General features: G+C 63.4%; 26 protein-coding genes. 18 read left to right on the forward strand and 8 right to left on the reverse strand.

Annotated features, from left to right (window positions below; all coding sequences use genetic code 11):
- The 6 genes from ACEN9P_RS19780 (at position 1) to ACEN9P_RS19805 (ending at position 4,216) form a co-directional block, all read left to right on the forward strand.
- The gene (locus tag ACEN9P_RS19780) at positions 1–285 is read left to right on the forward strand and encodes a DUF2523 family protein (RefSeq protein ID WP_495620242.1); all 285 of its coding nucleotides are present in this window, start codon (positions 1–3) and stop codon (positions 283–285) included.
- Positions 282–1,460, forward strand: a complete 1,179-nt coding sequence (locus ACEN9P_RS19785; RefSeq protein ID WP_495620243.1) for a zonular occludens toxin domain-containing protein — start codon at positions 282–284, stop codon at positions 1,458–1,460. Before ACEN9P_RS19780 ends, ACEN9P_RS19785 begins: the two co-directional genes overlap by 4 nt.
- A 275-nt stretch (positions 1,461–1,735) precedes the next feature.
- Positions 1,736–2,635, forward strand: coding sequence for a rolling circle replication-associated protein (locus ACEN9P_RS19790; protein WP_495620244.1), 900 nt, complete (start codon positions 1,736–1,738; stop codon positions 2,633–2,635).
- A gap of 33 nt (positions 2,636–2,668) precedes the next feature.
- Complete coding sequence (locus ACEN9P_RS19795; RefSeq protein WP_495620245.1) at positions 2,669–3,244, forward strand: recombinase family protein; 576 nt, start codon at positions 2,669–2,671, stop codon at positions 3,242–3,244.
- 16 nt (positions 3,245–3,260) lie between these two features.
- The gene (locus tag ACEN9P_RS19800; RefSeq protein WP_495620246.1) at positions 3,261–3,899 is read left to right on the forward strand and encodes a hypothetical protein; all 639 of its coding nucleotides are present in this window, start codon (positions 3,261–3,263) and stop codon (positions 3,897–3,899) included.
- A 131-nt stretch (positions 3,900–4,030) separates the two neighbouring features.
- Positions 4,031–4,216 (forward strand): hypothetical protein, encoded by a 186-nt coding sequence (locus tag ACEN9P_RS19805; RefSeq protein ID WP_495620247.1) that lies wholly within the window; start codon positions 4,031–4,033, stop codon positions 4,214–4,216.
- Between the two features lie 230 nt (positions 4,217–4,446).
- Here ACEN9P_RS19805 and ACEN9P_RS19810 read toward each other — a convergent pair whose 3' ends face one another.
- The gene (locus ACEN9P_RS19810) at positions 4,447–4,887 is read right to left on the reverse strand and encodes a hypothetical protein (protein ID WP_495620248.1); all 441 of its coding nucleotides are present in this window, start codon (positions 4,885–4,887) and stop codon (positions 4,447–4,449) included.
- A gap of 288 nt (positions 4,888–5,175) precedes the next feature.
- Between ACEN9P_RS19810 and ACEN9P_RS19815 the strand changes: the two genes are divergently transcribed.
- The 3 genes from ACEN9P_RS19815 (at position 5,176) to ACEN9P_RS19825 (ending at position 6,940) form a co-directional block, all read left to right on the forward strand.
- The gene (locus ACEN9P_RS19815) at positions 5,176–5,796 is read left to right on the forward strand and encodes a hypothetical protein (protein WP_495620249.1); all 621 of its coding nucleotides are present in this window, start codon (positions 5,176–5,178) and stop codon (positions 5,794–5,796) included.
- A complete protein-coding gene (locus ACEN9P_RS19820; RefSeq protein ID WP_495620250.1) occupies positions 5,789–6,274 on the forward strand; it encodes a hypothetical protein in 486 nt (161 codons plus the stop codon). Before ACEN9P_RS19815 ends, ACEN9P_RS19820 begins: the two co-directional genes overlap by 8 nt.
- A 252-nt stretch (positions 6,275–6,526) precedes the next feature.
- Positions 6,527–6,940 (forward strand): Fic family protein, encoded by a 414-nt coding sequence (locus ACEN9P_RS19825; RefSeq protein WP_495620251.1) that lies wholly within the window; start codon positions 6,527–6,529, stop codon positions 6,938–6,940.
- 203 nt (positions 6,941–7,143) lie between these two features.
- Here ACEN9P_RS19825 and bla read toward each other — a convergent pair whose 3' ends face one another.
- Positions 7,144–8,043: a class A beta-lactamase gene (gene bla / locus ACEN9P_RS19830; RefSeq protein ID WP_495620252.1), complete on the reverse strand. Its 900-nt coding sequence runs from the start codon at positions 8,041–8,043 to the stop codon at positions 7,144–7,146.
- A 111-nt stretch (positions 8,044–8,154) separates the two neighbouring features.
- On the opposite strand from bla, the gene ACEN9P_RS19835 reads away from it, so the two are divergent.
- The gene (locus tag ACEN9P_RS19835; RefSeq protein ID WP_477715906.1) at positions 8,155–9,018 is read left to right on the forward strand and encodes a LysR substrate-binding domain-containing protein; all 864 of its coding nucleotides are present in this window, start codon (positions 8,155–8,157) and stop codon (positions 9,016–9,018) included.
- A 21-nt stretch (positions 9,019–9,039) separates the two neighbouring features.
- Here the strand turns inward: ACEN9P_RS19835 and ACEN9P_RS19840 are convergent, their stop codons facing one another.
- Positions 9,040–9,435: a response regulator gene (locus ACEN9P_RS19840; RefSeq protein ID WP_074575365.1), complete on the reverse strand. Its 396-nt coding sequence runs from the start codon at positions 9,433–9,435 to the stop codon at positions 9,040–9,042.
- A 207-nt stretch (positions 9,436–9,642) separates the two neighbouring features.
- Here ACEN9P_RS19840 and ACEN9P_RS19845 point away from each other — a divergent pair, with 207 nt between their 5' ends.
- The gene (locus ACEN9P_RS19845) at positions 9,643–10,542 is read left to right on the forward strand and encodes a LysR family transcriptional regulator (RefSeq protein ID WP_477664637.1); all 900 of its coding nucleotides are present in this window, start codon (positions 9,643–9,645) and stop codon (positions 10,540–10,542) included.
- Between the two features lie 9 nt (positions 10,543–10,551).
- On the opposite strand, the gene ACEN9P_RS19850 is transcribed toward ACEN9P_RS19845, so the two are convergent.
- The gene (locus ACEN9P_RS19850) at positions 10,552–11,763 is read right to left on the reverse strand and encodes a D-amino acid dehydrogenase (RefSeq protein WP_495620253.1); all 1,212 of its coding nucleotides are present in this window, start codon (positions 11,761–11,763) and stop codon (positions 10,552–10,554) included.
- Between the two features lie 257 nt (positions 11,764–12,020).
- Between ACEN9P_RS19850 and ACEN9P_RS19855 the strand changes: the two genes are divergently transcribed.
- Positions 12,021–12,914: a transporter substrate-binding domain-containing protein gene (locus ACEN9P_RS19855; protein ID WP_007870531.1), complete on the forward strand. Its 894-nt coding sequence runs from the start codon at positions 12,021–12,023 to the stop codon at positions 12,912–12,914.
- Between the two features lie 181 nt (positions 12,915–13,095).
- On the forward strand, positions 13,096–13,833 hold the full coding sequence (locus ACEN9P_RS19860) for an aspartate/glutamate racemase family protein (protein ID WP_495620254.1): 738 nt from the start codon (positions 13,096–13,098) through the stop codon (positions 13,831–13,833).
- A 7-nt stretch (positions 13,834–13,840) separates the two neighbouring features.
- Here the strand turns inward: ACEN9P_RS19860 and ACEN9P_RS19865 are convergent, their stop codons facing one another.
- From ACEN9P_RS19865 to ACEN9P_RS19875, 3 genes are all read right to left on the reverse strand, one after another.
- Positions 13,841–14,242 carry an RNA-binding S4 domain-containing protein gene (locus tag ACEN9P_RS19865; protein ID WP_495620255.1) on the reverse strand — a complete coding sequence of 134 codons (402 nt, stop codon included), beginning with the start codon at positions 14,240–14,242 and terminating at the stop codon, positions 13,841–13,843.
- Positions 14,243–14,294: 52 nt separating this feature from the next.
- Positions 14,295–15,698, reverse strand: a complete 1,404-nt coding sequence (locus ACEN9P_RS19870) for a sensor histidine kinase (RefSeq protein WP_495620256.1) — start codon at positions 15,696–15,698, stop codon at positions 14,295–14,297.
- A 194-nt stretch (positions 15,699–15,892) separates the two neighbouring features.
- Positions 15,893–16,597, reverse strand: coding sequence for a response regulator transcription factor (locus ACEN9P_RS19875; RefSeq protein ID WP_495620257.1), 705 nt, complete (start codon positions 16,595–16,597; stop codon positions 15,893–15,895).
- Positions 16,598–16,750: 153 nt separating this feature from the next.
- On the opposite strand from ACEN9P_RS19875, the gene ACEN9P_RS19880 reads away from it, so the two are divergent.
- The 5 genes from ACEN9P_RS19880 (at position 16,751) to ACEN9P_RS19900 (ending at position 22,074) form a co-directional block, all read left to right on the forward strand.
- Positions 16,751–17,710 carry a Bug family tripartite tricarboxylate transporter substrate binding protein gene (locus tag ACEN9P_RS19880; RefSeq protein ID WP_413328371.1) on the forward strand — a complete coding sequence of 320 codons (960 nt, stop codon included), beginning with the start codon at positions 16,751–16,753 and terminating at the stop codon, positions 17,708–17,710.
- Positions 17,711–17,866: 156 nt separating this feature from the next.
- Positions 17,867–18,391, forward strand: a complete 525-nt coding sequence (locus ACEN9P_RS19885) for a tripartite tricarboxylate transporter TctB family protein (RefSeq protein WP_495620258.1) — start codon at positions 17,867–17,869, stop codon at positions 18,389–18,391.
- A 1-nt stretch (position 18,392) separates the two neighbouring features.
- Positions 18,393–19,895 (forward strand): tripartite tricarboxylate transporter permease, encoded by a 1,503-nt coding sequence (locus tag ACEN9P_RS19890; protein WP_495620259.1) that lies wholly within the window; start codon positions 18,393–18,395, stop codon positions 19,893–19,895.
- A gap of 24 nt (positions 19,896–19,919) precedes the next feature.
- Positions 19,920–20,945, forward strand: coding sequence for a tripartite tricarboxylate transporter substrate binding protein (locus ACEN9P_RS19895; RefSeq protein ID WP_495620260.1), 1,026 nt, complete (start codon positions 19,920–19,922; stop codon positions 20,943–20,945).
- A gap of 151 nt (positions 20,946–21,096) precedes the next feature.
- Positions 21,097–22,074, forward strand: a complete 978-nt coding sequence (locus ACEN9P_RS19900) for a Bug family tripartite tricarboxylate transporter substrate binding protein (RefSeq protein WP_495620261.1) — start codon at positions 21,097–21,099, stop codon at positions 22,072–22,074.
- Between the two features lie 21 nt (positions 22,075–22,095).
- Here the strand turns inward: ACEN9P_RS19900 and hemH are convergent, their stop codons facing one another.
- The gene (gene hemH, locus ACEN9P_RS19905) at positions 22,096–23,226 is read right to left on the reverse strand and encodes a ferrochelatase (protein WP_495620262.1); all 1,131 of its coding nucleotides are present in this window, start codon (positions 23,224–23,226) and stop codon (positions 22,096–22,098) included.
- Between the last annotated feature and the right edge of the window lie 24 nt (positions 23,227–23,250).

The following is a 23,250-nucleotide window of genomic DNA, read 5'->3' on the forward strand; positions in this document are numbered from 1 at the left end:
ATGGATTTAACAAGTTGGCTCTACAACATGGTGTCACCACTGGTGGCCCGTGTTCTCGCAAGCATGGGCTTGAGCATGATCAGCATCAAGGGCGTCGATGTCGCCTTTGACCAGGTCAGGGGCTACATGCAAACAGCGGTGAACAGTTTCCCCGCTGACCTCTTGAAGCTCGGGGGCCTATACGGCATTGACCTGGGCTTTCAGTGGATCCTCGGCGCCGTGGCGTTCAGCCTCACCATGTGGGCGCTCAAATCGTCGTTCTCGTTCTTCGGGTCGTCGTCATGATTCTCATCATCACGGGCGCACCCGGTAGCTGCAAGTCCCTCTACACCGTTACGGAACTGATGCACAAGCGCTTCGCTGGGCGCGAGTTCCTCGTAAACGGCATCCCCGGTTTGTTGGTACCGCATCAGCTGATCAGCGATGCGGACGTGGAACTCTGGCACAAAGGCGGGTGCCCGGTCGAACAGCCGACTACGTTTGATGAGGCTGGTAACGCCATCCAATCGCCTCCGCTGCCGTCTTTCGATGTCAAAAACAAAGTCATCTTCATCGATGAAATTCAGCGGCTCGCTCGGCCGCGTCCAGCGTCGCAGAAGCCGCCCGACTGGATAGCCGCCCTCGAAGTGCACCGGCACTATGGCGTGGACTTCGTCGTCATCACGCAGCACCCCCAACTGATCGATGTGAACATTCGGCGGCTCTGCGGTCAGCACATTCATATGCGCCGCATGTGGGGCCGCGCTCGGGCCATCACCTACACCTGGGACCACTGTGGTTCACCTGAGAGCCCTAAGACGGCGCAAATCGGCACCTGGGGCTACAAAAAGTGGGGGTACAAGCTCTACAAAAGCGCTGAGGCGCACACCAAGTCCGGCATCAAAATGCCGCCACTGGTGTACATGCTGGGCGCGTGTCTCATAGCGCTACCCATATCGCTGTTTTTCAGCAGCAATAGGTTGCTAGCGCGCTTTACCGGTTCTGACGCTCCTGCAGCTTCTGCTGCCGCGCCTGCAGGCAAATCGGGCGCTGCCGGCCTGGTGGGCGTGCCAGTAGCGCCAGGCTCAACAGTCGCGGTGGCCGCGCCGCGTATCCGGGATTTGCATGACCCGGGCGATAGGCCCATGTATGACGAAAAGCGCGAAATCGTCGCGGTGCCGCGCGTGGCCGGATGCCTTCGCACGGCAAAGCTTGGGTGCACCTGCTACACGCAAAACGCTACGCCTGTGCCTATGCCTAAGGACATGTGCGAAGACCGGCTAGCAGTGCCTAAATTCGACCCCTATGCGGCCATGTGGCCCACGGGCAGGGGTGCACCCTCGTTCCCGCTCTCAGCCGTCCCAGAGCCGCCTGCAGAGTCGGCCCAGCTGAGCGGTAGCGGCTACGGCCTACGTGATGGCGCCGTGATCGCGGCCATGAACAACCCGAAGGGCAAAGCCAATGCGCCCGGCGTCCGCTGAGTCACTTCCTGATAGACCGGTATTCGTGGGGGTGCCCTTTAGGGGGGAGGAGAAGCCTCCCCGGGGTATGGGGTGCAACCCCATGGTGACTGCCTGCATGGGCAGAGCGTCGGCTATCGGACGCCGCCCGGAAGGCCGCAGGCCCGGGCGGCGCGGAGCGCCGCTTAATTTATCTATTAGGGATAAGTGAACCAAGAGGTTCTTCCGGAAATAAAAAGGCCCGGCACTGCGTCAACAGTCCGGGCCAGATCAGCAAAAAGAAATGAGGCTTGCCGATGGAAAGTATCGTAAATCACAAAGGGTATTGGTGCAAGGTGCAGCAGCAGGGCTGGAAGGTCCGCACGTGGAGTTCCGCCGCTACCGGCCAAACTGAAACCATCGTCTACCCCCGGAAGATTTACGTCCCGATGGTGGACATAGACGACCCTTCGTGCTTGGTGCAAGAGGTAGACCAGTCCGGGACCGTGCTCGATGAGGAGCGTAAAGCCAGGGCGCGGGAAATGGCGCGATCACGTGAGCGCTCAAGGGCGAAGACAAAGTGCCGGCATCGCATCAAGAGTCATGATCTGTCGCAGATGCTGACGGGCACCTACAAAGAGAACATGACCGACTTTGACAGGGTGCATAAGGACTTCAAGGCGTGGAACAGGCTCATGTCCAAGTACATCAAGAATTTCCGCGCTGTGTGGGCTTTTGAGGAGCAGGAGCGGGGCGCTTGGCATTGGCATGCTGCTATTGACAAGCTGCCGCCCTATATCCGGGTTGGTGGTCATCCCGTGCGCTCCTACGCCTTCGTGCGGCAGATGTGGCTACGCGTCGTCGGTGAGTTCGAGGGGAAGCCTAACGGCACCGTGAACGTTGATGGCCATAACAAAACCAAAGTCGGCACGCCGGCCAAGTGGACGAAAAAGCAGAGCCTGGCACAGATCGCTGCCTATGTCTCGAAGTACCTAACCAAAGATCACGGTGAGGGCATGTCGGGTCGCAATATGTGGGGCTCCTCTCAGCATCTCGACGGCGATAAGCCAACCACAATTGTGATTTCTTGGAATGAGCCTTTATATCGGGTTATTGACCTCTGTTTGGCGAATGGGGTGCCTGAGGGTCACCGAATCGTGAATCACCGCCTCGGGCGCTTTGGTGATTTTTGGCTTTTATATACAGAGCCGTGTTGATAGATTTTTCTCCTAACTATTTAGGGAATATCAATGCTCATTGGATATGCGCGTGTCTCGACGAAAGACCAAGAAACAGACTTGCAGCTTGATGCGCTTGCGCGTGCTGGTGTCACGCAAATTTTTGAGGAGAAGGCTAGCTCTGTAGGAGCACGGCCTCAATTGCGCCGTTGCCTCGCGGCTCTGCGCCCTGGCGATGTTTTTGTGATTTACAAGCTCGACAGAGTTGCGCGTTCGCTGCCTGACTTGCTTTCGATCTTGGCCGATATAAAAGCCGCTGGTGCGCTGGTTAAAAGCCTCACTGAACCGCTGGATACGACCACCGCCATGGGCTCGTTTGTCATTCAGATTCTGGGCGCTGTTGCGGAGCTTGAGCGAGGCATTATTCGTGAGAGGTCTATTGCGGGTCAGCTTGCAGCGCGTGATCGTGGCAATCTTCCTGGCCGTCCTCGATCCTTGTCGCCTGATGACGAGGCGGAGGCTGTACGCTTGTACCTTACGGACCGGCACACCATAGCTGGATTAGCTCAGCGATACGATGTGTCTGATTCTGTGATTAAGCGAGCTTTGTATAGAGTAAAAAAACCCGGGCATTCGAGTTTGAAATAGAGCCAAAGGAGATGGTATGGGCGGACTTCAGGTGTTATTGCTATGGGTCTGTATGGCGGCGGCCATTGGGCTAATTGCTGGTTTTGATGCGGTCGTTATCTGGACTGATACCCACAGCGGCTTTGCTTCTTGGGTGCAAGCGATCGGGAGCGTACTTGCCATCGCGTTGGGTATTTGGGTTGTAAATAAGCAGCATGTTCTTGAGTTACTTAGGGGCCGTGACGCGGAGCGGAAGGAGCTTTTCGCGGCCAGACAGGGGGCTCTTCAGTTGATAAGCGCGGTGTGTGGCATTGCCGAAAAAATAAAAGCTCACTGTGACGCTGTTCCCCCGGGGCCTCCTCATCAGGGGGATGGGGCTGCCAACCTCTTTAGTTTGGCTACATTGATTGCGGAACTGGAGACGGCGGTTAACGCTGTTTCGCGGGTCGATCATTTGCGTTTCGATACGCATCAGATTATTGAGGCTCTACTGGTAACGGAATCGTCAGGTCGAGTATTGCTGGTTCAAGCGCGTAACGCACATGAGAGGATGCTTCACGTCAACGTGCCTCGCTGGGACACGCTATCTCCACTCGCTGAGATTGTGATCGCGGCCGTTCGCTCGAGAGGGGATAAGATTTACGCCTCTAACAGGAGGCTGGCGGAAGGTGAGTGACTCTGTAGGTGGGCTATCGGCAGTTACTGCTCAGTCGCCAAAGAAGTGGAGCAGTGTATCTGCGAGTGTTACCTAGTTGTAAAACAGGAATACGATCATCTACTGCCAGCTTAAGATTCAGAAAGGTTTCTATGATTCCAAGCACAGAATGGCGCCGGACCTTCGTCACGGCCATCCAGCAATTTACTGTCGGCGAAGTCGTTAAATTCCGGGTGACTGACTGGGCGATCAAGGCTCAAGCAAAGCATGGGCATCGCAACCCCGTCGAAGTGGCGCATGAAGAGTGGACCAGCGGAAAACGGCCGCCTTCGAACTGAAACAGTGCGCGTCCCCTCCTGGGTGCGCTCTGCCGCATTACACACAGCTCTGCATGCCGCAACCTCGGTTGCGATTCTCTTTGCGTTGTATCTTGTTTACCTTGACTACCATTGGCTGCCTATCGTCATTGTTCTTGTGGTGTTTGTCTTAAATGGTTTTCTAATATTTCGGCAATGGAAGCGAAGGACACTCGCTGATAGAAGGTCCGAGCACCGCCGCCCGGACTAACTCATATCTGAGGTCCATCGTCTGGATCTTCCGGCGCATCATCATGCGCGGGGTCAAACCCGTTGGTCAGCGCGCGATTGAGCCGCGCAGCGCTACGCTTCATCAGTTGTTCCGTGTCCAGGACGGCCTTGGCGCCTGGTGGTTTGCACAACCATCGTTCTCTGGAGTAGTCGAATTTCGCCTTGAAGGAATTGCGGAATTGGTGCGCTGTGGTGCCCTCGACGGTCATGCCAAGGCTGTTCATTGCAATGACGGTGGGATTCAGCAATGCCGGCAGCAGCTCGTTGCGGGTGCCTGGCTCCAACAGCAGGGCCTGCAGGTCTGTGCGTGGGCCGTCTGGCCACCGCTTCCGAATGATAAGTTCACCCCGCCTGGGGCCGGCGCGTAGCGCTTCCACCGGGTCGCCACCCTTTCCGCCGAGAACGTAGACATCGAAGATCACTGTGTAAATATACAGTATTTCGACTTATTTATATCCCCCAATTAGAGGGGGCGTGATCAACGCCAACCAAAGACACTATGAAATTGGTTTCGCACTTACCGTGATGTAATACGCCAGTTGGTGCATATTGCCCGACCAGCGGGGTTGCTGTCCCCCCGGGTACTGTCAAAATTGATGTAACGGGCCCTGTTACTGCTTCGTCCTTTGGAGAACGAGTGTCATTCTCATTTATGTTTATCTCGGGTGAACTGGGTGGCTGATAAAAGGCCGGTGGCGAGGCCATCAAATATGTTGATGGGCATGGCTCAGCGTGTTGCGCCGCGTATCGGTGAGGGCCAACCAGTTCAATTGCTTAGGGTCACTAAGAGTTCGGATAACAAAACTGTTTCCTTCGGCGCTGATTTTTCCAAGGCACCGGTGCCGACACGCCGTTATGCGGCAGATATCTGTGATGTCATCGAGAGTCGCAATGACGTTGTTATCGTGTTTGGTCAGGAGTCCGTCTATAACGGAGAAGTCGATTCGGTACTGCAACTGCGAATGAATCCTACATCCGCGCGTGCTTTTTTGGAGTCGATGGATACGAAGTCTGGTAGTACCTTTGAAGACACAGTGGGTCGACTCAATGTGCCGGATGAGGCGCTGACGCCGATTAAGGCTAGGCCATCGAAAGAAGCGAAGGCTGTAGTGAGTTTCGCGTCCGTAGCCATGTCTGGCTTTGATAGTTGTATTGATTTTTATTCTGCGTCGCCGTTTGCAATGGCGCACCTGCAGGATAACGGTGAATTGTTTGTTGAGCCCATCGCCCGTGTGGATCTGCACAGCGCCCTATTTGTCAGCCTTGTAAAGAGGTTGAGGGAAATTGTTCCGAAGCTGCAGCAGTTGAAAGAGGAGAGGAATAATGAGTGACCTTAAAAACTTTGATGACTATCTGATCGATTCTTGGGTCGAGGAAGGCTGTCTGTGGAGTCGCTTTGAAGGTGTCATCAAAGACATGTCGTCCACGATAAAGTCAGCTGTGGCACCTGCCGCCGCTGCCGTCACTCTCGGCGCGGTGGTGTTTGCGGCACCAGCTGTGGTGTGGGGCAACAGTGCAACATCGCTACAGGCAGTGTCGCCAGTCAAATCTGCCAAGGCTGATTACTCCCAGGAAACGCACGCATCTAGTGATGTGGGCGCGTCGAACGATTTGTCTGTAAAAGAGGTTGCCAAACTGTCTGGCGATCTCCGTGATGTCTTGGCTCGGATGCGGGCCGGTGACGTGTCTCACATTTCACCGGCATCTTTGGCACTGGCGGAAAAAGCGGTGATCAGCTTGGCCTCCGGCGAAGAACGTGCGGCCCACGCTGAACCTCGGTTGACAAGAAATAAATTCCGCATCGTTTAATCAACGATGCACCCTCCTAGTTGCGGGCAGTGGGAATATACCCAGCATCGTAAATCTAAGACTGTCCTTCCAGCGCGTTGTGACGTTGTCTACTTCTCGGCCAAAGCAAGGAGCGAGCTCGTTGACTCCTTTCTGAAGGACACTAGACCAGCTCATCGCCAACTCTTTTCCGGGCTGACACCGCCTGGTCAAGACTATCTGGCTGGCAATTACCGTGGATCGAATTCATTGTGCCTGCAGTATCGGATAGCCTTGGTTGGCTACACCGATGTTGCGGGCGTCTATCACGAGATACACCGTGGTCACGAACCGCATCTGGTTGAAGATGCGATGGCTGCAATGCATGATGAGATTGCCGTGGCCATTGGGGAACTGGAACAGGCCAAAAGTCTAATACCTGGGCTCTTAAGTGAGGCTCAGTACCTTCATTTCGTGAGTGAGGTTCTTGCGATATATCTTGAAAAAATATTCTCAATCCATCCGTACGCCAATGGCAATGGTCATGTAGGTCGAATGCTGGTGGCCATGATCCTGCTGAAGCTGCAAAAACGGCCGCGGAAATGGACGTTGGATAAGCGACCGCCATATGACGATGCCGTCCAAAAGCATCGCGAGGGTGATAGGCAGCCATTGATTGACCTTATTTTGAAGGCCATAGCTGGCTGAAAAACTGGCATTCAGTCTTCTCCAGCAACTCGCAGCGTACTCGATGAGAGCAATCGGTGTAAAAAAACCGGCAGTTGCCGGTTTTCAGATGTCCTATTTGCCTTGATCGGCGGTAAGTAGCGCATCGAGGGTTCGAATTCCTCCGTTTCCGCCAGTATAAAAAGCCGCCTTCGGGCGGCTTTTTTGCGTCTGCCAAAAACTCATCACTGCACCAACGAAGCCGCAAGCTGCCCCACCTGTGCCAGCGCGGCATCACGCTCCGCAGCCGGCCGTTGTGTACCGGTAAGGTAAGCCGCCACCAGCAAAGGCGCGCGCCCACCAGGCGGCCAGACCAGTCCCACGTCGTTGGTGGAGCCGCGGGCCCCGCTTCCTGTCTTGTCGCCGACACGCCAGCCCGGCGGCAGCAACGCGCGCAGGCGGCGGTCGCCGGTGGTGTTGGCTTGCAGCCATTGGACTAGCAACTGGCGCGAGGCATCGGACAGCGCCGAGCCCAGCGTGAGTTTGTGCACCGTCGCCAGCATGGCGTCCGGCGTCGTGGTGTCGCGCACGTCGCCTGGCGCCGATTCATTGAGTTCGGGTTCCGTGCGGTCCAGCCTTGTCATGGTGTCGCCCAGGCCGCGCAGGTAGGCCGTGAGCCCGGCCGGGCCGCCGAAGCTGGCCAGCATCAGGTTGGCGGCCGCGTTGTCGCTGACGATGATGGAGGCCTCGCACAGCGCCGCCATGGGCAGGCCTTGCGGGCCTATGTGCTGCTGGGTCGTGGGCGAGTGGGGCAGGATGTCGCCTGCCGCGATGGGGATTCTTCGGTCCAACTGCTCCTGGCCGCTATCGACGCGGTGCAGCACCAGGGCGGCCGCCAGCAGCTTGAAGGTGCTGCACATCGGAAAGCGTTCGCCGGCGCGGTAGCCGTATTTCGCGCCGCTGCCGGTGTCGAGAATGGAAACGCCCAGCCGGCCGCCGCTGGTTTTCTCGATGGCCGCCAGGCGCCGGCTGATGGACGCCGGATCTGGCCTGTCACCGGAACCCAATGATTTCTGGGTGTAGCTGAACAGCCCACCCGCGACCACCAGCCCACCCAGGGCACCTGAAAATTGCCGTCTTTGCATGTGTTTTCCTCTGAAGTTGTTGAACAAGGCCGTGACGATAACAAGGGCCTGGCGATCCAACAAACGGCAATAATCAAGGCTATCCATAAGTAAATCTGGGGCTTAACGCTTATGCACCTTCCTCTCAATGCCTTGCGCGCCTTTGAGGTCTCGGCCCGGCACCTGAGCTTCACGCGGGCGGCCGACGAGCTCAACGTGACGCAAACCGCCATCAGCCAGCATGTGAAGAACCTTGAGGAGCGCATGGGCGTGCCGCTGTTTCGCCGACTGCCGCGCGGGCTGGCGCTGACCGATGAAGGGCTGGCCCTGTTGCCGGTGCTGGCCGAGTCTTTCGGCCGCATGGGCTCGGTGCTGGAGCAGTTCAAGGACGGGCAATTCCGCGAAGTGCTGACGGTGGGCGCCGTCGGCACCTTCGCCGTGGGCTGGCTGATTCCGCGCCTGCGGGATTTCCAGCGTGCCCATCCCTTTATCGACTTTCGGCTCTTCACCAACAACAACCGCGTCGACCTGGCCGGCGAGGGCCTGGACTATGCGATCCGCTTCGGCGACGGCGCCTGGCACGGCACCGAGGCCGAGCCCCTGCTGGTGTCGCCGCTGTCGGCCATGTGTTCGCCTGCGCTGGCCCGGGGCCTGCGCGAACCCGCCGACCTGGCCCGCGAACTGCTGCTGCGCTCCTACCGGGCCGATGAATGGGCGCGCTGGTTTGCCGCGGCCGGGGTGGCCTGCCCGCTGGTGCGGGGTGTGGTGTTTGATTCTTCGCTGACCATGGCCGAGGCGGCCGCGCAGGGCGCTGGTGTGGCGCTGCTGCCGGTGAACATGTTCGCGCGTGAATTGCAGGGCGGGCGCCTGGTGCGGCCGTTCGCGGTGGAAATCGAAACCGGCGGCTACTGGCTGACCCGGCTCAAATCGCGGCGGGCGACGGCCGGCATGCGCATCTTCAGGGACTGGTTGCTGGCCGCGGCGGCCGCTGCGTGATTCGCGAACGCACTGACAGCTTCACCACTGCGTGGAGCCCGCGGCCCGCTCGACTTCCTCGAGCGCGTAGCGGGTGAACTCGTCGATCTCGTTGGACTTGTCGAACACCGCATCGGCCCCTATGGCCAGGCAGCGTTCGCGCACGGCGGGCGTGGCGTAGTTGGTCAGGACGATGACCTTTTGCCGCAAATCCCTCTCGCGGCAATTCATCACCACGCCCAGGCCGCTGCCCTCGAGCAAAAACAGGTCGACGATGGCGAGGTCCCAGGAGGCCTTGTTTTCGTTCAGCCACTGGACCGCTTCGCTTTCCTTGCTGGCCCAGCCCACGATGCGCGCGCGAGCCAGTTCCTCCAGTGATTCCGCGAGGCTGTCGCGGATGACGGGGCTGTCTTCAACCAGGTAGATTCTGAGGCGCATGCAGCTTGGGGTAACGGGGATTCGGGTCCGGTGGAATATGCCGAAGTTTACTGAGCGAACGCGTATTTCCGACTTGGGAAAAACGTGGACGGACGATTATGAAACAAAGCGTGAAAAAATCCCCTGGGCCGAGCGACCTTCGCGCCTTGGGGCCCGTTCGCCATAATTCGCGGTGTTCCACGCCGAAACAGATTACGGACCCCCATCATGCGCCTGCGCCACATCGAAGTCTTCAACGCCGTCATGCTGACCGGCAGCGTGAGCGGGGCCGCTCGCCTGATCAACGTCACGCAGCCGGCCGTGAGCCGCATCCTGCAGCACGCGGAACTGCAGCTGGGCTTCGCGCTGTTCCAGCGCAGCAAGGGCCGGCTGACGCCGACCTCCGAAGCGCTGACGCTGTACCCGCACATCGAGCGCCTGTTCGCCCAGCTCGACGAAGTGCAGCGCCTGGCCGCCAACCTCAAGACCGGCGGCAGCGCGGGGGAGCTGCGCATCCTCACGGTGCTGGCGCTCAGTTATGAAATCCTGCCGCACGCCCTCAAGCTGTTTCGCGTCAAGCATGCCGACGTGGCCATCACCTTGCAGGCCCTGCATTCGCCGCAAATCGTTTCGGCTTTGGCCTTGCAGGAGGCCGATGTCGGCTTCCTCTTCAGCCCGGTCGCGCATTCGGCGCTCGCGCAGGAGCACCTGGCCGACGGCCGCATGGTGTGCGTGGCGCCCAAGGGCATGCTGGCCTCGCGCCTGGTCAAGCGCGGCAGTGTCACGCTGGCCGACCTGAGCAAGTCGCCGGTGGTCGGGCTGGACGCGCTGGACCCGGTGGGCCGCAGCCTCAACCAGGCCTGCCGCGAAGCCGGCGTGGGCCTGGAGTTCCCCATCACGGTGCAGACCTACCACTCGGCGCTGGCGCTGGCCCACCACGGGCTGGGCATCGCCGTGATAGACACCTGCACCGCGGCCTCGGCCGACCCGGCGCGCGTGGACGTGCTGGAGCTGGAGCCGCTGATCCCCGTGCCCATCAAGGCCTTGTTTCCGGCCGGCAAGCCCGGCTCGGTGGTGGTCAGGGCCTTTGTGCGCTGCTTCCAGCAGGCCTTGACGCATAGGGCCTGAGAGCGCCGGTCACCTCGCGATCATGCGGCTGATACGCTGCGCCGAACCGAAGGCCAGGGTAAAGCCCAGCGCGCCGTGGCCGGTGTTGAAAAACAGGTTGTCCGGCCCTTTGGCGTGGCGGCCTATCACCGGCAGGCCGGTGGGTGTGGCCGGGCGCATGCCGGCCCAGGGGTGCAGGTTCTCAAAGCGGCTGCAGCCCGGGAAAACCGTCTCGGTCGAGGCTTGCAGCGAGGCGATCTGCGCCGGGTCCACGGCCGTGTCGTAGCCCGAGAGTTCGGCCATGCCGGCCACGCGCAGGCGCGAGCCTATGCGGGCGAACACCACCTTGCGCGCGCTGTCGGTCACGCTGACCGAGGGCGCCGCATGGGCTCCCGGGGCGACGTCCACCGTGATGCTGTAGCCCTTGAGCGGATAGACCGGCAAATGCAGGCCCAGGCCTTGCGCCATCAGGGCCGAGTCCGCGCCCAGCGCCATGACAAAACGCTCGGCTTCGATGTGGCCTTGCGGCGTGGCCACCGCCGCGAGGGACTTGCCGCGCTGCACCAGTTGCTCGATGGGCGTGCCCAGCAGAAAGCGCACGCCCAGCCGGCGCAGCACCACCCCCAGCGCGTCGCAGGTTTTCTGGCAGTCGGCGGCGCATTCGCCCGGTGTGTAAATGGCGCCGGCGATCTGCCCATGGCGGCTTTTGAGTGCGGGCTCTATCTCCACGCAGCGGTCGGCGTCGACGGCTTCCTGGTTGCTGCCCAGTTCGCGCTGCAGCAGCATCTGGCGCTGCGCGGCCGCGAAAGCGGCTTCGTCGGAATACAGCACCAGCTTGCCGGTGGCGGAAAAATCGTTGTCGAGTTTTTCCTCGGCCATCATGGCGTCGAAGGACTGGCGGCTCAGCGCCGCCAGCGACAGCAGCTGGCCCGTGGTGTCGCGAGAGGTCTTGCTGTTGCAGGCTGCCAGGAAGCGCAGGCCCCACAGCCACTGCCGCGTGTCCAGGCGCGGGCGCAGCTTGAGCGGCGAGGAGGGCGACAGCAGCAGCTTGGGCAGTTGCCGCCAGATGGCCGGGTCGGCCAGCGGCTGGACGTAGGAGTAGCTCAGCTGGGCGCCGTTGCCGCCGCTGGCGCCGCTGCCGGGGCTGGCGCGGTCCACCACGGTGACTTCATGGCCGGCGCGGCGCAAGCTGTAGGCGGTCGCGAGGCCCACGATTCCCGCACCGAGCACGCACACATGCATAAAAACCCTTGTTGTTTCTCGAATGGACGCGACTGTACGCAAGGCGCGCGGGTTTGAACAATGCTGAATTCGCCCACGGCCATGACCTTTGGTTATGCCCCGGGCCCCATGGCGGTGCGCTTGGGTAAACCATGAGTTTTTGTCATGGGTTTGACGCGAAAATGAATGACACGCCGGGCGCCGCAGTTCCTACACTAGCGATGCCAGTTTCACCCGGTTACCGAAACTACCAACCCATTGCCCCCGAAAGGACACGCATGAAATTCACTACCCTCATGAGCGCCGTGCTGCTGACAGCCGGCCTGGCCGCCAACGCGGGCGCGCAAACCGTGCCGACGCTGAAAAAGGTCGCCGACAGCAACAAGATCACGGTGTCCTACCGGGAAGCATCGGTGCCTTTCAGCTACCTGATCGGCTCCAAGACCTCCGTGGGTTTTTCCGCGGAACTGACCGAAGCCATCATTGACGACGTGCGCAAGAAGGTGAAAAAGCCCAACCTCGAAGTCGCCTACATGCCCGTGACCTCGCAGAACCGCATCCCGCTGCTGGTCAACGGCACTTACGACCTTGAGTGCGGCTCGACCACCAACAACTCCGCGCGCGGCAAGGACGTGGCCTTTGCCATCAACCACTTCTACACCGGCACCCGCCTGCTGGTCAAAAAATCGTCCGGCATCAAGAACTACGCCGACCTGGCCAAAAAGACGGTGGCCAGCACCACCGGCACCACCAATGCGCAGGTGATCCGCAAGTACAGCGCCGACAAGAAGCTGGACATGCAGCTGATCCTGGGCAAGGACCATGACGACTCGCTGCTACTCGTCGAAAGCGACCGCGCGCTGGCCTTCGCCATGGACGACATCCTGCTGTTCGGCCTGATGGCCAATTCCAAGAACCCGGCCTCGCTGGAAGTTGTCGGCGACTCGCTGCAGGTCGAGCCCTATGCCTGCATGCTGCGCAAGGACGACCCCGAGTTCAAGAAGCTGGTCGACGGCACCATCACCCGCCTGATCAAGTCCGGCGAGTTCACCAAGATGTACGCCAAGTGGTTCACCTCGCCGATCCCGCCCAAGGGCGTGAACCTGAACCTGCCCATGAGCGAGGAGCTCAAGGCCAACCTGAAGGCGCTGAGCGACAAGCCGGCGCTGTAAGCCCGCCGGGGAGCGCCGGCGCGCCGCTCCCCGCTGATGGCTTCGGCCATCCCGCTGCCGCCCTCGGTGAGGACGGCAGTTCTTCCCCCCAACAACACGATACGGCCAAGCCACCAGGCACAGGCGGCCGGCGTGCGCCTGGATTTTGCTGTCCGGGCCCACTGACACTGAAAGGCATGACATGAACAGACCCCGCGTGGTCGGCATCCTGGGCGGCATGGGGCCTGCCGCGGGCGCGGATTTTGCGCGCCTGTTTGTCCAGGCTTGCGCGGACCACATGCGCGCGCTGGACATTCCGGTCTCGGATCAGGGCTTTCCCGAGCACTGGCTGGCCCAGGTGCCGGTGCCCGACCGCAGCACGGCGCTGGAGTTGCCCGGGCCGGGCGGCCACCAGCCGCTGGACCCCATGCTGCAGGCCATGGGCAAACTGGCGGCGCTGGGCGCCACCACGGTCGCGGTGGCCTGCAACACGGCCCATGCCTGGCACGGCCAGCTGCAGGAGCGTTTTCCGCAGCTCGAAGTGCTGCACGTGGCGCGCGAGGTGGCGCAGACGTTGGCCGCGCGCGGCGTGCGCGAAGTGGGCCTGCTGGCCACCGAAGGTACATACCGCGCCGGCCTGTACGACCAGGCGCTGCGCCAGGCCGGCCTGCAATGCCTCACACCCACGGCCGGCGAACGCGAACGCCTGATGCGCGGCATTTACGAGGGCGTGAAAGTGGGCGACATGGACCTGGCGCGTGAATGCTTCACCAGTGTGGCCGAGGCGCTGGCCGCGCGGCATGGGCTTTCCACGCTGATACTGGGCTGCACCGAGATACCGCTGGCGCTCAGCGCGGTGCCCGGCATGGAGGCGCTGGACCTGGTGGACCCGGCGGCGCTGCTGGCGCAGGCTTTGGCCCAGCGGGCCTACGCGGCTTGAGCGGCTCTTAGTCCGCGGAGGCGCTCCAGCGGCTATTCCAGGCCTTGTCCAGCGTGCGGCGGTCGCGCTTGGTGGGGCGGCCGTGTTCCTGGGCGCCGGCCGGGTCGCTGTTCAGGCGGCGCTGCTCGGCGGCCTCGGCCTTCAGGCGCAGGCTTTCTTCGGTTTCTTCATAAAGCTGCTGGGCCACCGGGGCTGAGCCACGCTGGCTGCTGATGCCGCGTACCACCACGGTGCGGTTGACCTGGCCCTGGCGCAGCGACACGGTGTCGCCGGACTTGACCTCGCGCGCGGGCTTGGCTTCGGCGCCGTTGACCTTGACCCGGCCCTTGTCGATTTCCTCGACCGCGAGCGCGCGGGTTTTGTAAAAGCGGGCCGCCCACAGCCATTTGTCGATGCGCAATTTATCCATTGGCGGCTATTTTGAACCAAGACCCAACGCCCCTGCCGGGCGCGTGGGCGCTTCAGGCCGTAGGGAGGCGGACTACCGCGTCCAGCCCCGTGACCTGGCCGTGCACGACGCGGTTTTCCAGGGTGATGCTGCCGTGCATGGTTTCGACGATCTCGCGGCAGATGGCCAGCCCCAGGCCGGAACCGTGGCGCACATCGCCCGCCGAAAACGGCTCGTAGAGCCGAGCCGACAGCTCGGCCGACACGCCGGGCCCGCTGTCACTCAAGGTCATCGCCACAAAGCTGGCGTCGCGCACGATGCGCACGGCCAGCGGGCCGCCGGCCGGCGTGTGCTTGATGGCGTTGTGCAGCAGGTTGCGCGTGAGCTCGCCCAGCATCCATTCATGCGACCTGACCTGGGCCGGCACGGTTTCAATCTCAAAGTCGATGTCTTTTTCGGCGATCAGCGGCGAGAGGTCCAGCGCCACCGAACGCACCACCTGCGCCAGGTCTATGGCCTGCAGGTCGGCCTGCTGGCGCAGCTGCTCCACCTTGGCCAGGGCCAGCATCTGGTTGGCCAGCACGGTGGCGCGGTCCACGGTCTGGTTGATCTCGCCGAGCGCGTCGCGCGCTTCCATGTCGCCGCGCAGCGCCGACTGCACCTGCACCTTGAGCACCGCCAGCGGCGTGCGCAGCTGGTGGGCCGCATCGCGCACAAAACGTTTCTGGTTGTCCAGCAGGTGCTGCAACCGGCCCATGACCTGGTTGGTGGCCTCGATCAGCGGCAGCAGCTCGCGCGGCGCGTCGGGGGCGGCGATGGCCGTCAGGTCGCCCTCGGGGCGGGCCTTGAGTTCGGCGCTCAAGCGGCGCACAGGCCGGGTGGCGCGCTGCACCACGACCACCGCGACCAGGGCGATCACCGCGAGCAGGACGGCCTGGCGCCACAGCGTGTCAAACAGGATCTTGCGCGCCAGTGTCTTGCGCAGCTCCAGGGTCTCGGCCACCTGCACCACGGCCATGGCCCGGCCCTTGCCGCTGGCCACGGGCTGCAGCAGCACGGCGACGCGAACCGGGTCCTCGAGGAACACGTCGTCGTAAAAATCCACCAGCGCCGAATACGGCGGGCGTACGGGAATCTCGCCGCGCCAGAAGGGCAGCTGCGCAAAGCCCGAGACCAGCTCCCCCTTGAGGCTGGAGACGCGGTAGAACAAACGGCTCTGGTTGTCGGCCTCGAAGGCCTCCAGCGCGGCATAGGGCACGGTCACGCGCAGTTCGGACTGTTCGTCGTAGCCGGTCACGTCCAACTGCTCGCCTATGGACTTGGCCGAGGCCAGCAGGGTGCGGTCATAGGCGGTGTTGACCGCGGCCAGCGCCTGGCGGTACAGGCTGGCGGTGTTCACGATGATCAGCAGGCCGACGGGAAGCAGGATGCCGGTCAGCAGATAGCGCCGTAGCGAGATGGCCCCCACGCTTTTCACTTCGTGTAATTCGCGAGGCCCTGCAGGCCGCGGCTCGCGAGACGCTTTGCCTCCGTCGCCCGTCCAAGCTTGCGCAGGCAAGCTTGGAGCCGCGGGCTCCGGCCCCTCGGGGGCTAATCTTCCTTGGGGCGGCCCGGCGGAAGATTCGACGGCCCGCTGGCTTGTGGTTTCGGGCGGCACAGGCTCCCGATCGCTCATGCATCCACTTTCAGCAGGTAGCCCAGGCCGCGCAAGGTGACCAGGGTGACGCCGGTCTGGGCCAGCTTTTTGCGCAGGCGGTAGACCACCACCTCCACGGCCTCGTACTGCACGTCGGTCTCGCCGGGAAACACCAGTTCGAAGAGGCGCTCCTTGGACACGGCGTGGCCCAGTTTGCCTATCAGGGTCTGCAGCAGGGCCAGCTCGCGCGGCGTGAGCTCCAGCACCTGGTCGCGGTGGTAAATGGCGCCGCTTTCCCTGTCGTAGCGCAGGTGGCCGACGAACTGGGGCGCGGCGCCGGGCTCCGCGCCGGCCGCGGGGCGGCGGCGGCTCAGGGCGCGCAGCCGCGCCTCGAGTTCGTCCAGGTCAAAGGGCTTGGGCAGGTAGTCGTCGGCGCCGGTGTTCAGGCCGACGATGCGGTCGCCCACGGTGCCGCGGGCCGTGAGGATCAGCACCGGGGTCGTCAGGCCCTGGCCGCGCGCCTGCGCCAGCACCTGCAGGCCGTCCAGGCCGGGCAGGGTCAGGTCCAGCACCACCACGTCGGGTTGCGTGGCCTTCCACTGCGCCAGGGCCTGGCGGCCGTCGGTGCAGCCGAAAACCTCCATGCCGCGCCGCCCCAGGGCGCGCTGCAGCGCCGCCTGCATGGAGGCGTCATCCTCCACCAGCAGCAGTTTGACCGTGGACATCACCGTGGGCATCATGGGTTAGGGCCTGGAAACACCGTGTTAACAGGCCCTAGACATTAGCACTTTCCCCAGTCCCGCCGGACAGCCGTTTGACAGCCAGGGGGTGCATGATAGGCAGGTTATCAGCCATCCGGGCGCCCCGGGCGCCCATCCACAGGAGACATTCCCATGCGTCGCGATACCTTTCTGAAATCCCTGGCGGCCCTGGCCGCGACCGGTGCCTTGCCCCTGTCGGCCTCGGCTGCCGCCAACATCAAGATGTTGATTCCGGCCAATCCCGGCGGCGGCTGGGACACCACGGGCCGCGCCCTGGGCAAGGCCATGACCGACTCCAAGGTCGCCGACACGGTGACCTACGACAACAAGGGCGGCGCCGCCGGTGCGCTGGGCCTGGCCCAGTTCGTCAACGGCTCCAAGGGCGATCCCAACGCGCTGATGGTGATGGGCGCCGTGATGCTGGGTGGCCTGATCACCGGCAAGCCGCCGGTGAGCCTGTCGCAGGCCACGCCGATTGCGCGCCTCTCAAGCGAATACAACGTGTTCGTGCTGCCCGCCAATTCGCCCTTCAAGACCATGAAGGATGTGGTCGACCAGCTCAAGAAGGATCCCGGCAGCGTGAAGTGGGGGGGCGGTTCGCGCGGCTCCACCGAGCACATCGCCGCGGCCATGATCGCGCAAAAGGTCGGCGCCGATCCTTCCAAGATCAATTACGTCGCCTTCCGCGGCGGCGGTGAGGCCACGGCGGCCATCCTGGGCGGCAACGTCACGGTGGGCGGCAGCGGTTACAGCGAGTTCGCCGAGTACATCAAGGCCGGCAAGATGCGCGCCATCGCCGTGACCTCCGGCAAGCGCCTGCCGGGCGTGGACGTGCCCACGCTCAAGGAGCAGGGCATAGACGTCGAAATCGGCAACTGGCGCGGTGTCTACGGTGCCCCCGGCATCACGGCTGAGCAGCGCAAGGCCCTGACCGACCTGGTGCTGGCCGCGCTGAAATCGCCGGCCTGGGCCGAAGCCGTGAAGAAGAACGACTGGACGCCCGCCGTGCTGTCGGGCGATGCTTTTGCCAAGTTCGTCGATGACGACTTCGCCGCACTGCGCGCCACCATGGTCAAGTCCGGCATGGTCTGACGCTTCACGCCTTCACGCCTTTGCGCGTGTAAGCAAGCATGTAACAGTGCAAGGGCGCCACGCCGTCCCGGGTTCAGATTTGATGAAAATTTGACGAAAGGGCGGCGTGCCGCCAGACTGTCCACGTCCGTCCCACGTCTTTCGGGAACTATAACGATGACAACAACAACTTCGGATCCCGCGGCCGTCTGGCCGCAAACCCTGGTCGGCGCCGGCGTGCTGCTGACCGGCCTGGCGCTGGCCTTCGGCGCGATCAGCATCTCCTCCGAGGCCGGCTACGGCGGCGTCGGCCCCAACTTCCTGCCCTGGCTGGTCTCCGTCGGCCTCACGGTCTGCGGCGCCTGGATCATCTGGGAAGCGCGCAGCGGCGGCTTTCGCGAGCTGGACCCTCCCTCCGGTGCCGCGCAGGCCTACTGGCCCGGTTTTGCCTGGGTCTCGGCGGGGCTGCTGCTCAATGCCGCGCTGATCACCACCATAGGCTTCATCCTGAGCTGCACGCTGTGCTACCTGCTGGCGGTGCAAGGCCTGCGCCGCGCGAGCGGCCAGACGGGCGTCAATGCGCCGCGCGCCTGGGTTACCGACTTCGTGGTGGGGCTCCTGATCTCCGCGCCGGTGTTCTGGATGTTCACCAAATTCCTGGCGATCAACCTGCCGGGCCTGACGAACACGGGGTGGATCTGACATGGACATCTTTAATGCCCTGATGGCGGGTTTCGCCACGGCGATCACGCCGGTCAACCTGATCTGGTGCCTGGTGGGCTGTGCCCTGGGCACGGCCGTGGGCGTGCTGCCCGGCATAGGCCCGGCGGTGGCGGTGGCCATGCTGCTGCCCATCACCGCCAAGGTCGACATCACCGCCTCGATGATTTTTTTCTCGGGCATCTACTACGGCGCCATGTACGGCGGCTCCACGACCTCCATCCTGCTGAACACGCCCGGCGAAACCGCCAGCATGGTGACGGCCATGGAGGGCAACAAGATGGCCAAGAGCGGGCGCGCCGGCGCCGCGCTGGCCACGGCGGCGATAGGCTCGTTTGTGGCGGGCACCATCGCCACCGTCATCGTCACGCTGTTCGCCCCCTTTGTGGCGGAGTTCGCCGTCAAGCTGGGCCCGCCCGAGTATTTCCTGCTGATGCTGCTGGCTTTCACCACGGTGAGCGCCGTGCTGGGCAAAAGCACCTTGCGCGGCATGACGGCGCTGCTGGTCGGCCTGGCTGCCGGCTGCGTCGGCCTGGACCAGATCTCGGGCCAGGGCCGCTACACCGGCGGCATCCCGGAGCTGCTGGACGGCATTGAAATCGTGTTGGTGGCCGTGGGCCTGTTCGCGGTGGCGGAAGTGCTTTACGCCGTGCTCTATGAGGGCAAAACGGTGGAAGACCAGAACAAGCTCAGCCGCGTGCACATGACCAAGGCCGACTGGAAGCGTTCGATTCCCGCCTGGCTGCGCGGCACCGCGATCGGCACGCCTTTCGGCTGCATTCCGGCCGGCGGCACCGAGATACCGACCTTCTTGAGCTACGCGACGGAAAAGAAACTGGCGAGTCCCGAAATCAGGGCCGAGTTCGGCACCAAGGGCGCCATCGAAGGCGTGGCGGGCCCCGAGGCGGCCAACAACGCCACGGTGACGGCGGCGCTGATCCCGCTGCTCACGCTGGGCATCCCGACCTCGAACACCACGGCCATCCTGCTGGGCGCTTTCCAGAACTACGGCATCCAGCCCGGCCCGCAGCTGTTCACCACCTCCGCCGCGCTGGTGTGGGCGCTGATCGCCTCGCTGTACATCGGCAACGTCATGCTGCTGGTGCTCAACCTGCCCATGGTGGGCCTGTGGGTCAAGCTGCTGAAAATCCCCAAGCCGCAGCTCTATGCCGGCATCCTGATCTTCGCGACGGTGGGCGCCTACGGCATGCGCCAGAGCGCGTTTGACTTATTCCTGCTGTACGCTATTGGATTGCTGGGCGTGCTGATGCGCCGGTACGACTTCCCCACCGCGCCCGTGGTGGTCGGCATGATCCTGGGCCCTCTGGCGGAGGCGCAGCTGCGCAACGCCGTGTCGATAGGCGAGGGCAGCGCCATGGTGTTTTTCCAGCGTCCCATGTCGATCACGCTGGTCGTGATCGTGGTGGCGGTGCTGGTGCTGCCGCGCCTTGCCAAATACTGGACGAGGAGCAAATCTGTAAGCTGAGGTTCCAACGACGAAGGAGACGACATGCTGACCATCAAACGACGCGCTGCCCTGGGAGGACTCGCCGGGCTGGGATTGGCGACATGGGGCGGGGCCATCCCCGCGTGGGCACAGACGGCGGCCAGGCCGCCGGCAGCCGCACAGCCCAAAGCCAGGGTGGTCAAGCTGGCGCCCAAGCTGCGCATCGTGATCCCGGCCAACGCCGGCGGCGGCTGGGACCAGACCGGCCGCGCCCTGGGCACGGCGCTGGTGGGCGCGGGCGCGACGGATGAGATCGAGTATGAAAACAAGGGCGGCAAGGGCGGCACCATAGGCCTTGCCTACTACGCCGAAAAATACAGCGGCGACGCCAACACCCTGCTGATGGGCGGCATGGTGATGGTGGGCGCGGTCGCCTTGCAAAAGCCCGCCGTCGACATGAGCCGCATTCGCCCGATCGCGCGGCTGACCAGCGACTACCTCGTGGTGGTGGTCGCCGCCAATTCGCCGGTGCGCACCATTGCGGACCTCGCCGGCCGTATGCGCGCCAATCCCAAGGACGTTCCCATCGCGGGCGGCTCCGCCGGCGGCGTGGACCATGTGTTCGCCGGTGTGTTCACCCGCGCGGCCGGCAGCAAGCCGGAGGAGCTGGTGTACCTGCCCTTTGCCGGCGGCGCCGAGGTGGTGCAGGCCGTGCTGGGCGGCAAGGCGGCGGCCGGCATCTCGGGCTACAGCGAATTTGCCGACGAGCTGGCCAGCGGCAAGCTGCGCGCCATCGGTGTGTCGTCCAAGCGCACGGTGTTCGGCATTCCCTCCATCCGCGAGCAGGGAGTGGATGTGGACATGGCCAACTGGCGCGGCGTGTTCACCGGCCAGAACGTGGCCGAGGCGCGCCAGGCGGAAATGCTGGAAGCCGTGAAGGCGGCCACCGGCCATGAGTCCTGGCAGAAAACGCTCAAGCAGAACCACTGGGAGTCTTCGCTGCTCTCGGGCCCCAGCCTCATGAGCTTCATCGATTTTGACTTGACCACTTCGCGGGTCATGGTGCATTTGCTCAAGCTCAAGGCCTGAGCCTCGCACGCGCCCCGGGTGCGGTGCCCGGGGACCCGTGCCCCTGCGTGTGGCATGAAAAGTGCTCAGGTGCAAGGGTCCGGGCACTGGATCAAACACCTAGCCATTGCCCTGGGAACTCCATCTACCATGGGCTTGGGAGGAAAAAGACATGCTGACCATCCAACGACGCACGGTTCTGGGTGCCCTCGCCGGCCTCGGAACGGCCGCACCGCTTTGGGCCCAGTCCGCGCCCAAGGGCAAGCTGGCGCCCAAGCTGCGCATCGTCATTCCCGCCATGTCCCGCACCGCGCTCGATGAAGCCGGCCGGGCCCTCGGCGATGCCCTGGTGGGCCAGGGCCTGAGCGACGAGATCGAGTACGAGAACAAGGAAGGTGGCAGCGGCACCGCGGGCCTGGCCTGGTATGTGCAGAAGTACAGCGCCGACCCCAACGCCTTGTTCATGGGCGACAGCAACCTCGTAGGCGCACTGGCATTGCAAAAACCGGCCGTGGACCTCGGCAAGGTCAAGCCGATTGCGCGCCTGACCAGCGACTACCCGGTGGTCGTGGTGGCGGCCGCATCGCCGCTCAAGACCATCAACGAACTGGTGGAGCGCCTGCGCGGCAACGCCAAACAGACCTCCATGGCCATAGGCGCGGTCGGCGGCGCCGACCATGTATTCGCGGGCCTCTTGGCCAAGGCCGCCGGCGCCAGGCCGGAAGACGCGGTCTACCTGCCGTTCGCGCGCAACTTCGAGCTGGTCGATGCGGTGATGGGCGGCAAGGCGGCGGCCGGCGTTTCGAGCTACGGCACCTTCAGGGCGGAGCTGGCCGGCGGCAAGCTGCGCGCCCTCGGTGTCTCCTCCAAAAAAGCCGCTTACGGCGTCAAGTCGGTGCGCGAGCAGGGGCTGGACGTGGACCTTACCAACTGGCGCGCCGTGTTCACCGGCGCTGCCGTGCCGGCCGCGCGCCAGGCCGAGATGGTGGAGGGCGTGAAGGCTTCACTGGCCTATGAGCTCTGGAAGAAGACGCTCAAGGAAAGCTATTGGGAGCAGTCCTGGATGTCGGGGCCGGACCTCGGCAGCTTTATCGACTTCGATGTGAAGACCACGCAGCTGATGGTGCAACTGCTCAAGCTCAAGGCCTGATTCAAGCTTGGGCCGGCCCGGCTATTTCTTCGCGCCCAGGGCCAAAGCCCGTTCGCGCGAAGCCGCCAGCGCCTTGGCCGCTTCGGCGGCATCGGCCTGCACCGGCCAGCCCGCCAGGTGTTGCTGCGCGATCTCGGCCAGCCCCGCGATCCACTCATGGCTGTCATTGAGGCAGGGGATGTAGCAGAACTCCTTGCCGCCCGCCTGCAGAAAGGCCTCGCGCGCCTCCATGTTGATCTCTTCCAGTGTCTCCAGGCAGTCGCCGGTAAAACCCGGGCAGATCAAATCGACCCGCTTGACGCCGGCCCGGGCCATGGCCACCAGGGTGGGCTCGGTATAGGGCTCAAGCCACTTGGCCTTGCCGAAGCGCGACTGGAAGGTGACTTTGTACTGCGCGGGCTCCAGGCCCAGCTGCGCGGCCAGCAGGCGCGCGGTCTTGTGGCATTCGCAGTGGTAAGGGTCGCCCAGCGCGAGCGTGCGTTCGGGCACGCCGTGAAAGCTCATGACCAGCTGTTCGGCGCGGCCCTGGGTGCGCCAGTGCTCGCGCACGCGGGCCGCCAGGGCCTTGATGTAGCCCTCGTGGTCGTGGTAATGGTTGACGAAGCGCAGCTCGGGAATGCGGCGTATGCGCGCCGCCCACCGGTAGACCGCGTCAAACACGCTGGCGGTGGTGGTGCCGCTGTACTGCGGGTAGGCCGGCAGGATGAGCACGCGTTCCACGCCGTCCGCCTTGAGCCGGCTCAGCTGCGAGGCGATGGACGGGCTGCCGTAGCGCATGGCGTAGCGCACCTCAACAGGGTGGCCGCGCACCGCCAGGTAGCCGCGCAGCATGGTGGCCTGCTTCTGCGTCCAGACCCGCAGCGGCGAGCCCTCCTTCATCCAGATGCTGGCGTATTTGGCGGCCGATTTTTTGGGCCGCACGCGCAGGATGATGCCGTGCAGGATCAGCCACCACAGCGGTTTGGGGATCTCGACCACGCGCGGGTCGCCCAAAAACTCGGCCAGGTAGCGGCGAAGCGCCGGCGCCGTGGCTTCGTCAGGGGTTCCCAGGTTGCACAGCAGCACGGCGGTGGTGGAGGTGGCCGACGGGCCGACGGGCGGCGCGCCGTGGGAGAAGGGCGGTTCGGGAGCGAAGCGGGGGCGAAAAAACATGGGTTATTCTCGCCTATCCATTTC

This window comes from Polaromonas sp. Polasp52 (genome assembly GCF_059491565.1).

Coding starts and splice junctions, on each gene's coding strand:
- ACEN9P_RS19860 (WP_495620254.1), top strand. CDS start 13,096: ATGAACAGACCCCGCGTGGTCGGCATCCTGGGCGGCATGGGGCCTGCC.
- ACEN9P_RS19805 (WP_495620247.1), top strand. CDS start 4,031: ATGATTCCAAGCACAGAATGGCGCCGGACCTTCGTCACGGCCATCCAG.
- ACEN9P_RS19850 (WP_495620253.1), bottom strand. CDS start 11,763: ATGCATGTGTGCGTGCTCGGTGCGGGAATCGTGGGCCTCGCGACCGCC.
- ACEN9P_RS19900 (WP_495620261.1), top strand. CDS start 21,097: ATGCTGACCATCCAACGACGCACGGTTCTGGGTGCCCTCGCCGGCCTC.
- ACEN9P_RS19835 (WP_477715906.1), top strand. CDS start 8,155: ATGCACCTTCCTCTCAATGCCTTGCGCGCCTTTGAGGTCTCGGCCCGG.
- ACEN9P_RS19780 (WP_495620242.1), top strand. CDS start 1: ATGGATTTAACAAGTTGGCTCTACAACATGGTGTCACCACTGGTGGCC.
- ACEN9P_RS19885 (WP_495620258.1), top strand. CDS start 17,867: ATGACAACAACAACTTCGGATCCCGCGGCCGTCTGGCCGCAAACCCTG.
- ACEN9P_RS19875 (WP_495620257.1), bottom strand. CDS start 16,597: ATGATGCCCACGGTGATGTCCACGGTCAAACTGCTGCTGGTGGAGGAT.
- ACEN9P_RS19855 (WP_007870531.1), top strand. CDS start 12,021: ATGAAATTCACTACCCTCATGAGCGCCGTGCTGCTGACAGCCGGCCTG.
- ACEN9P_RS19815 (WP_495620249.1), top strand. CDS start 5,176: ATGTTGATGGGCATGGCTCAGCGTGTTGCGCCGCGTATCGGTGAGGGC.
- ACEN9P_RS19795 (WP_495620245.1), top strand. CDS start 2,669: ATGCTCATTGGATATGCGCGTGTCTCGACGAAAGACCAAGAAACAGAC.
- ACEN9P_RS19820 (WP_495620250.1), top strand. CDS start 5,789: ATGAGTGACCTTAAAAACTTTGATGACTATCTGATCGATTCTTGGGTC.
- ACEN9P_RS19880 (WP_413328371.1), top strand. CDS start 16,751: ATGCGTCGCGATACCTTTCTGAAATCCCTGGCGGCCCTGGCCGCGACC.
- ACEN9P_RS19845 (WP_477664637.1), top strand. CDS start 9,643: ATGCGCCTGCGCCACATCGAAGTCTTCAACGCCGTCATGCTGACCGGC.
- ACEN9P_RS19895 (WP_495620260.1), top strand. CDS start 19,920: ATGCTGACCATCAAACGACGCGCTGCCCTGGGAGGACTCGCCGGGCTG.
- ACEN9P_RS19790 (WP_495620244.1), top strand. CDS start 1,736: ATGGAAAGTATCGTAAATCACAAAGGGTATTGGTGCAAGGTGCAGCAG.
- ACEN9P_RS19840 (WP_074575365.1), bottom strand. CDS start 9,435: ATGCGCCTCAGAATCTACCTGGTTGAAGACAGCCCCGTCATCCGCGAC.
- ACEN9P_RS19865 (WP_495620255.1), bottom strand. CDS start 14,242: ATGGATAAATTGCGCATCGACAAATGGCTGTGGGCGGCCCGCTTTTAC.
- ACEN9P_RS19785 (WP_495620243.1), top strand. CDS start 282: ATGATTCTCATCATCACGGGCGCACCCGGTAGCTGCAAGTCCCTCTAC.
- bla (WP_495620252.1), bottom strand. CDS start 8,043: ATGCAAAGACGGCAATTTTCAGGTGCCCTGGGTGGGCTGGTGGTCGCG.
- ACEN9P_RS19890 (WP_495620259.1), top strand. CDS start 18,393: ATGGACATCTTTAATGCCCTGATGGCGGGTTTCGCCACGGCGATCACG.
- ACEN9P_RS19800 (WP_495620246.1), top strand. CDS start 3,261: ATGGGCGGACTTCAGGTGTTATTGCTATGGGTCTGTATGGCGGCGGCC.
- hemH (WP_495620262.1), bottom strand. CDS start 23,226: ATGTTTTTTCGCCCCCGCTTCGCTCCCGAACCGCCCTTCTCCCACGGC.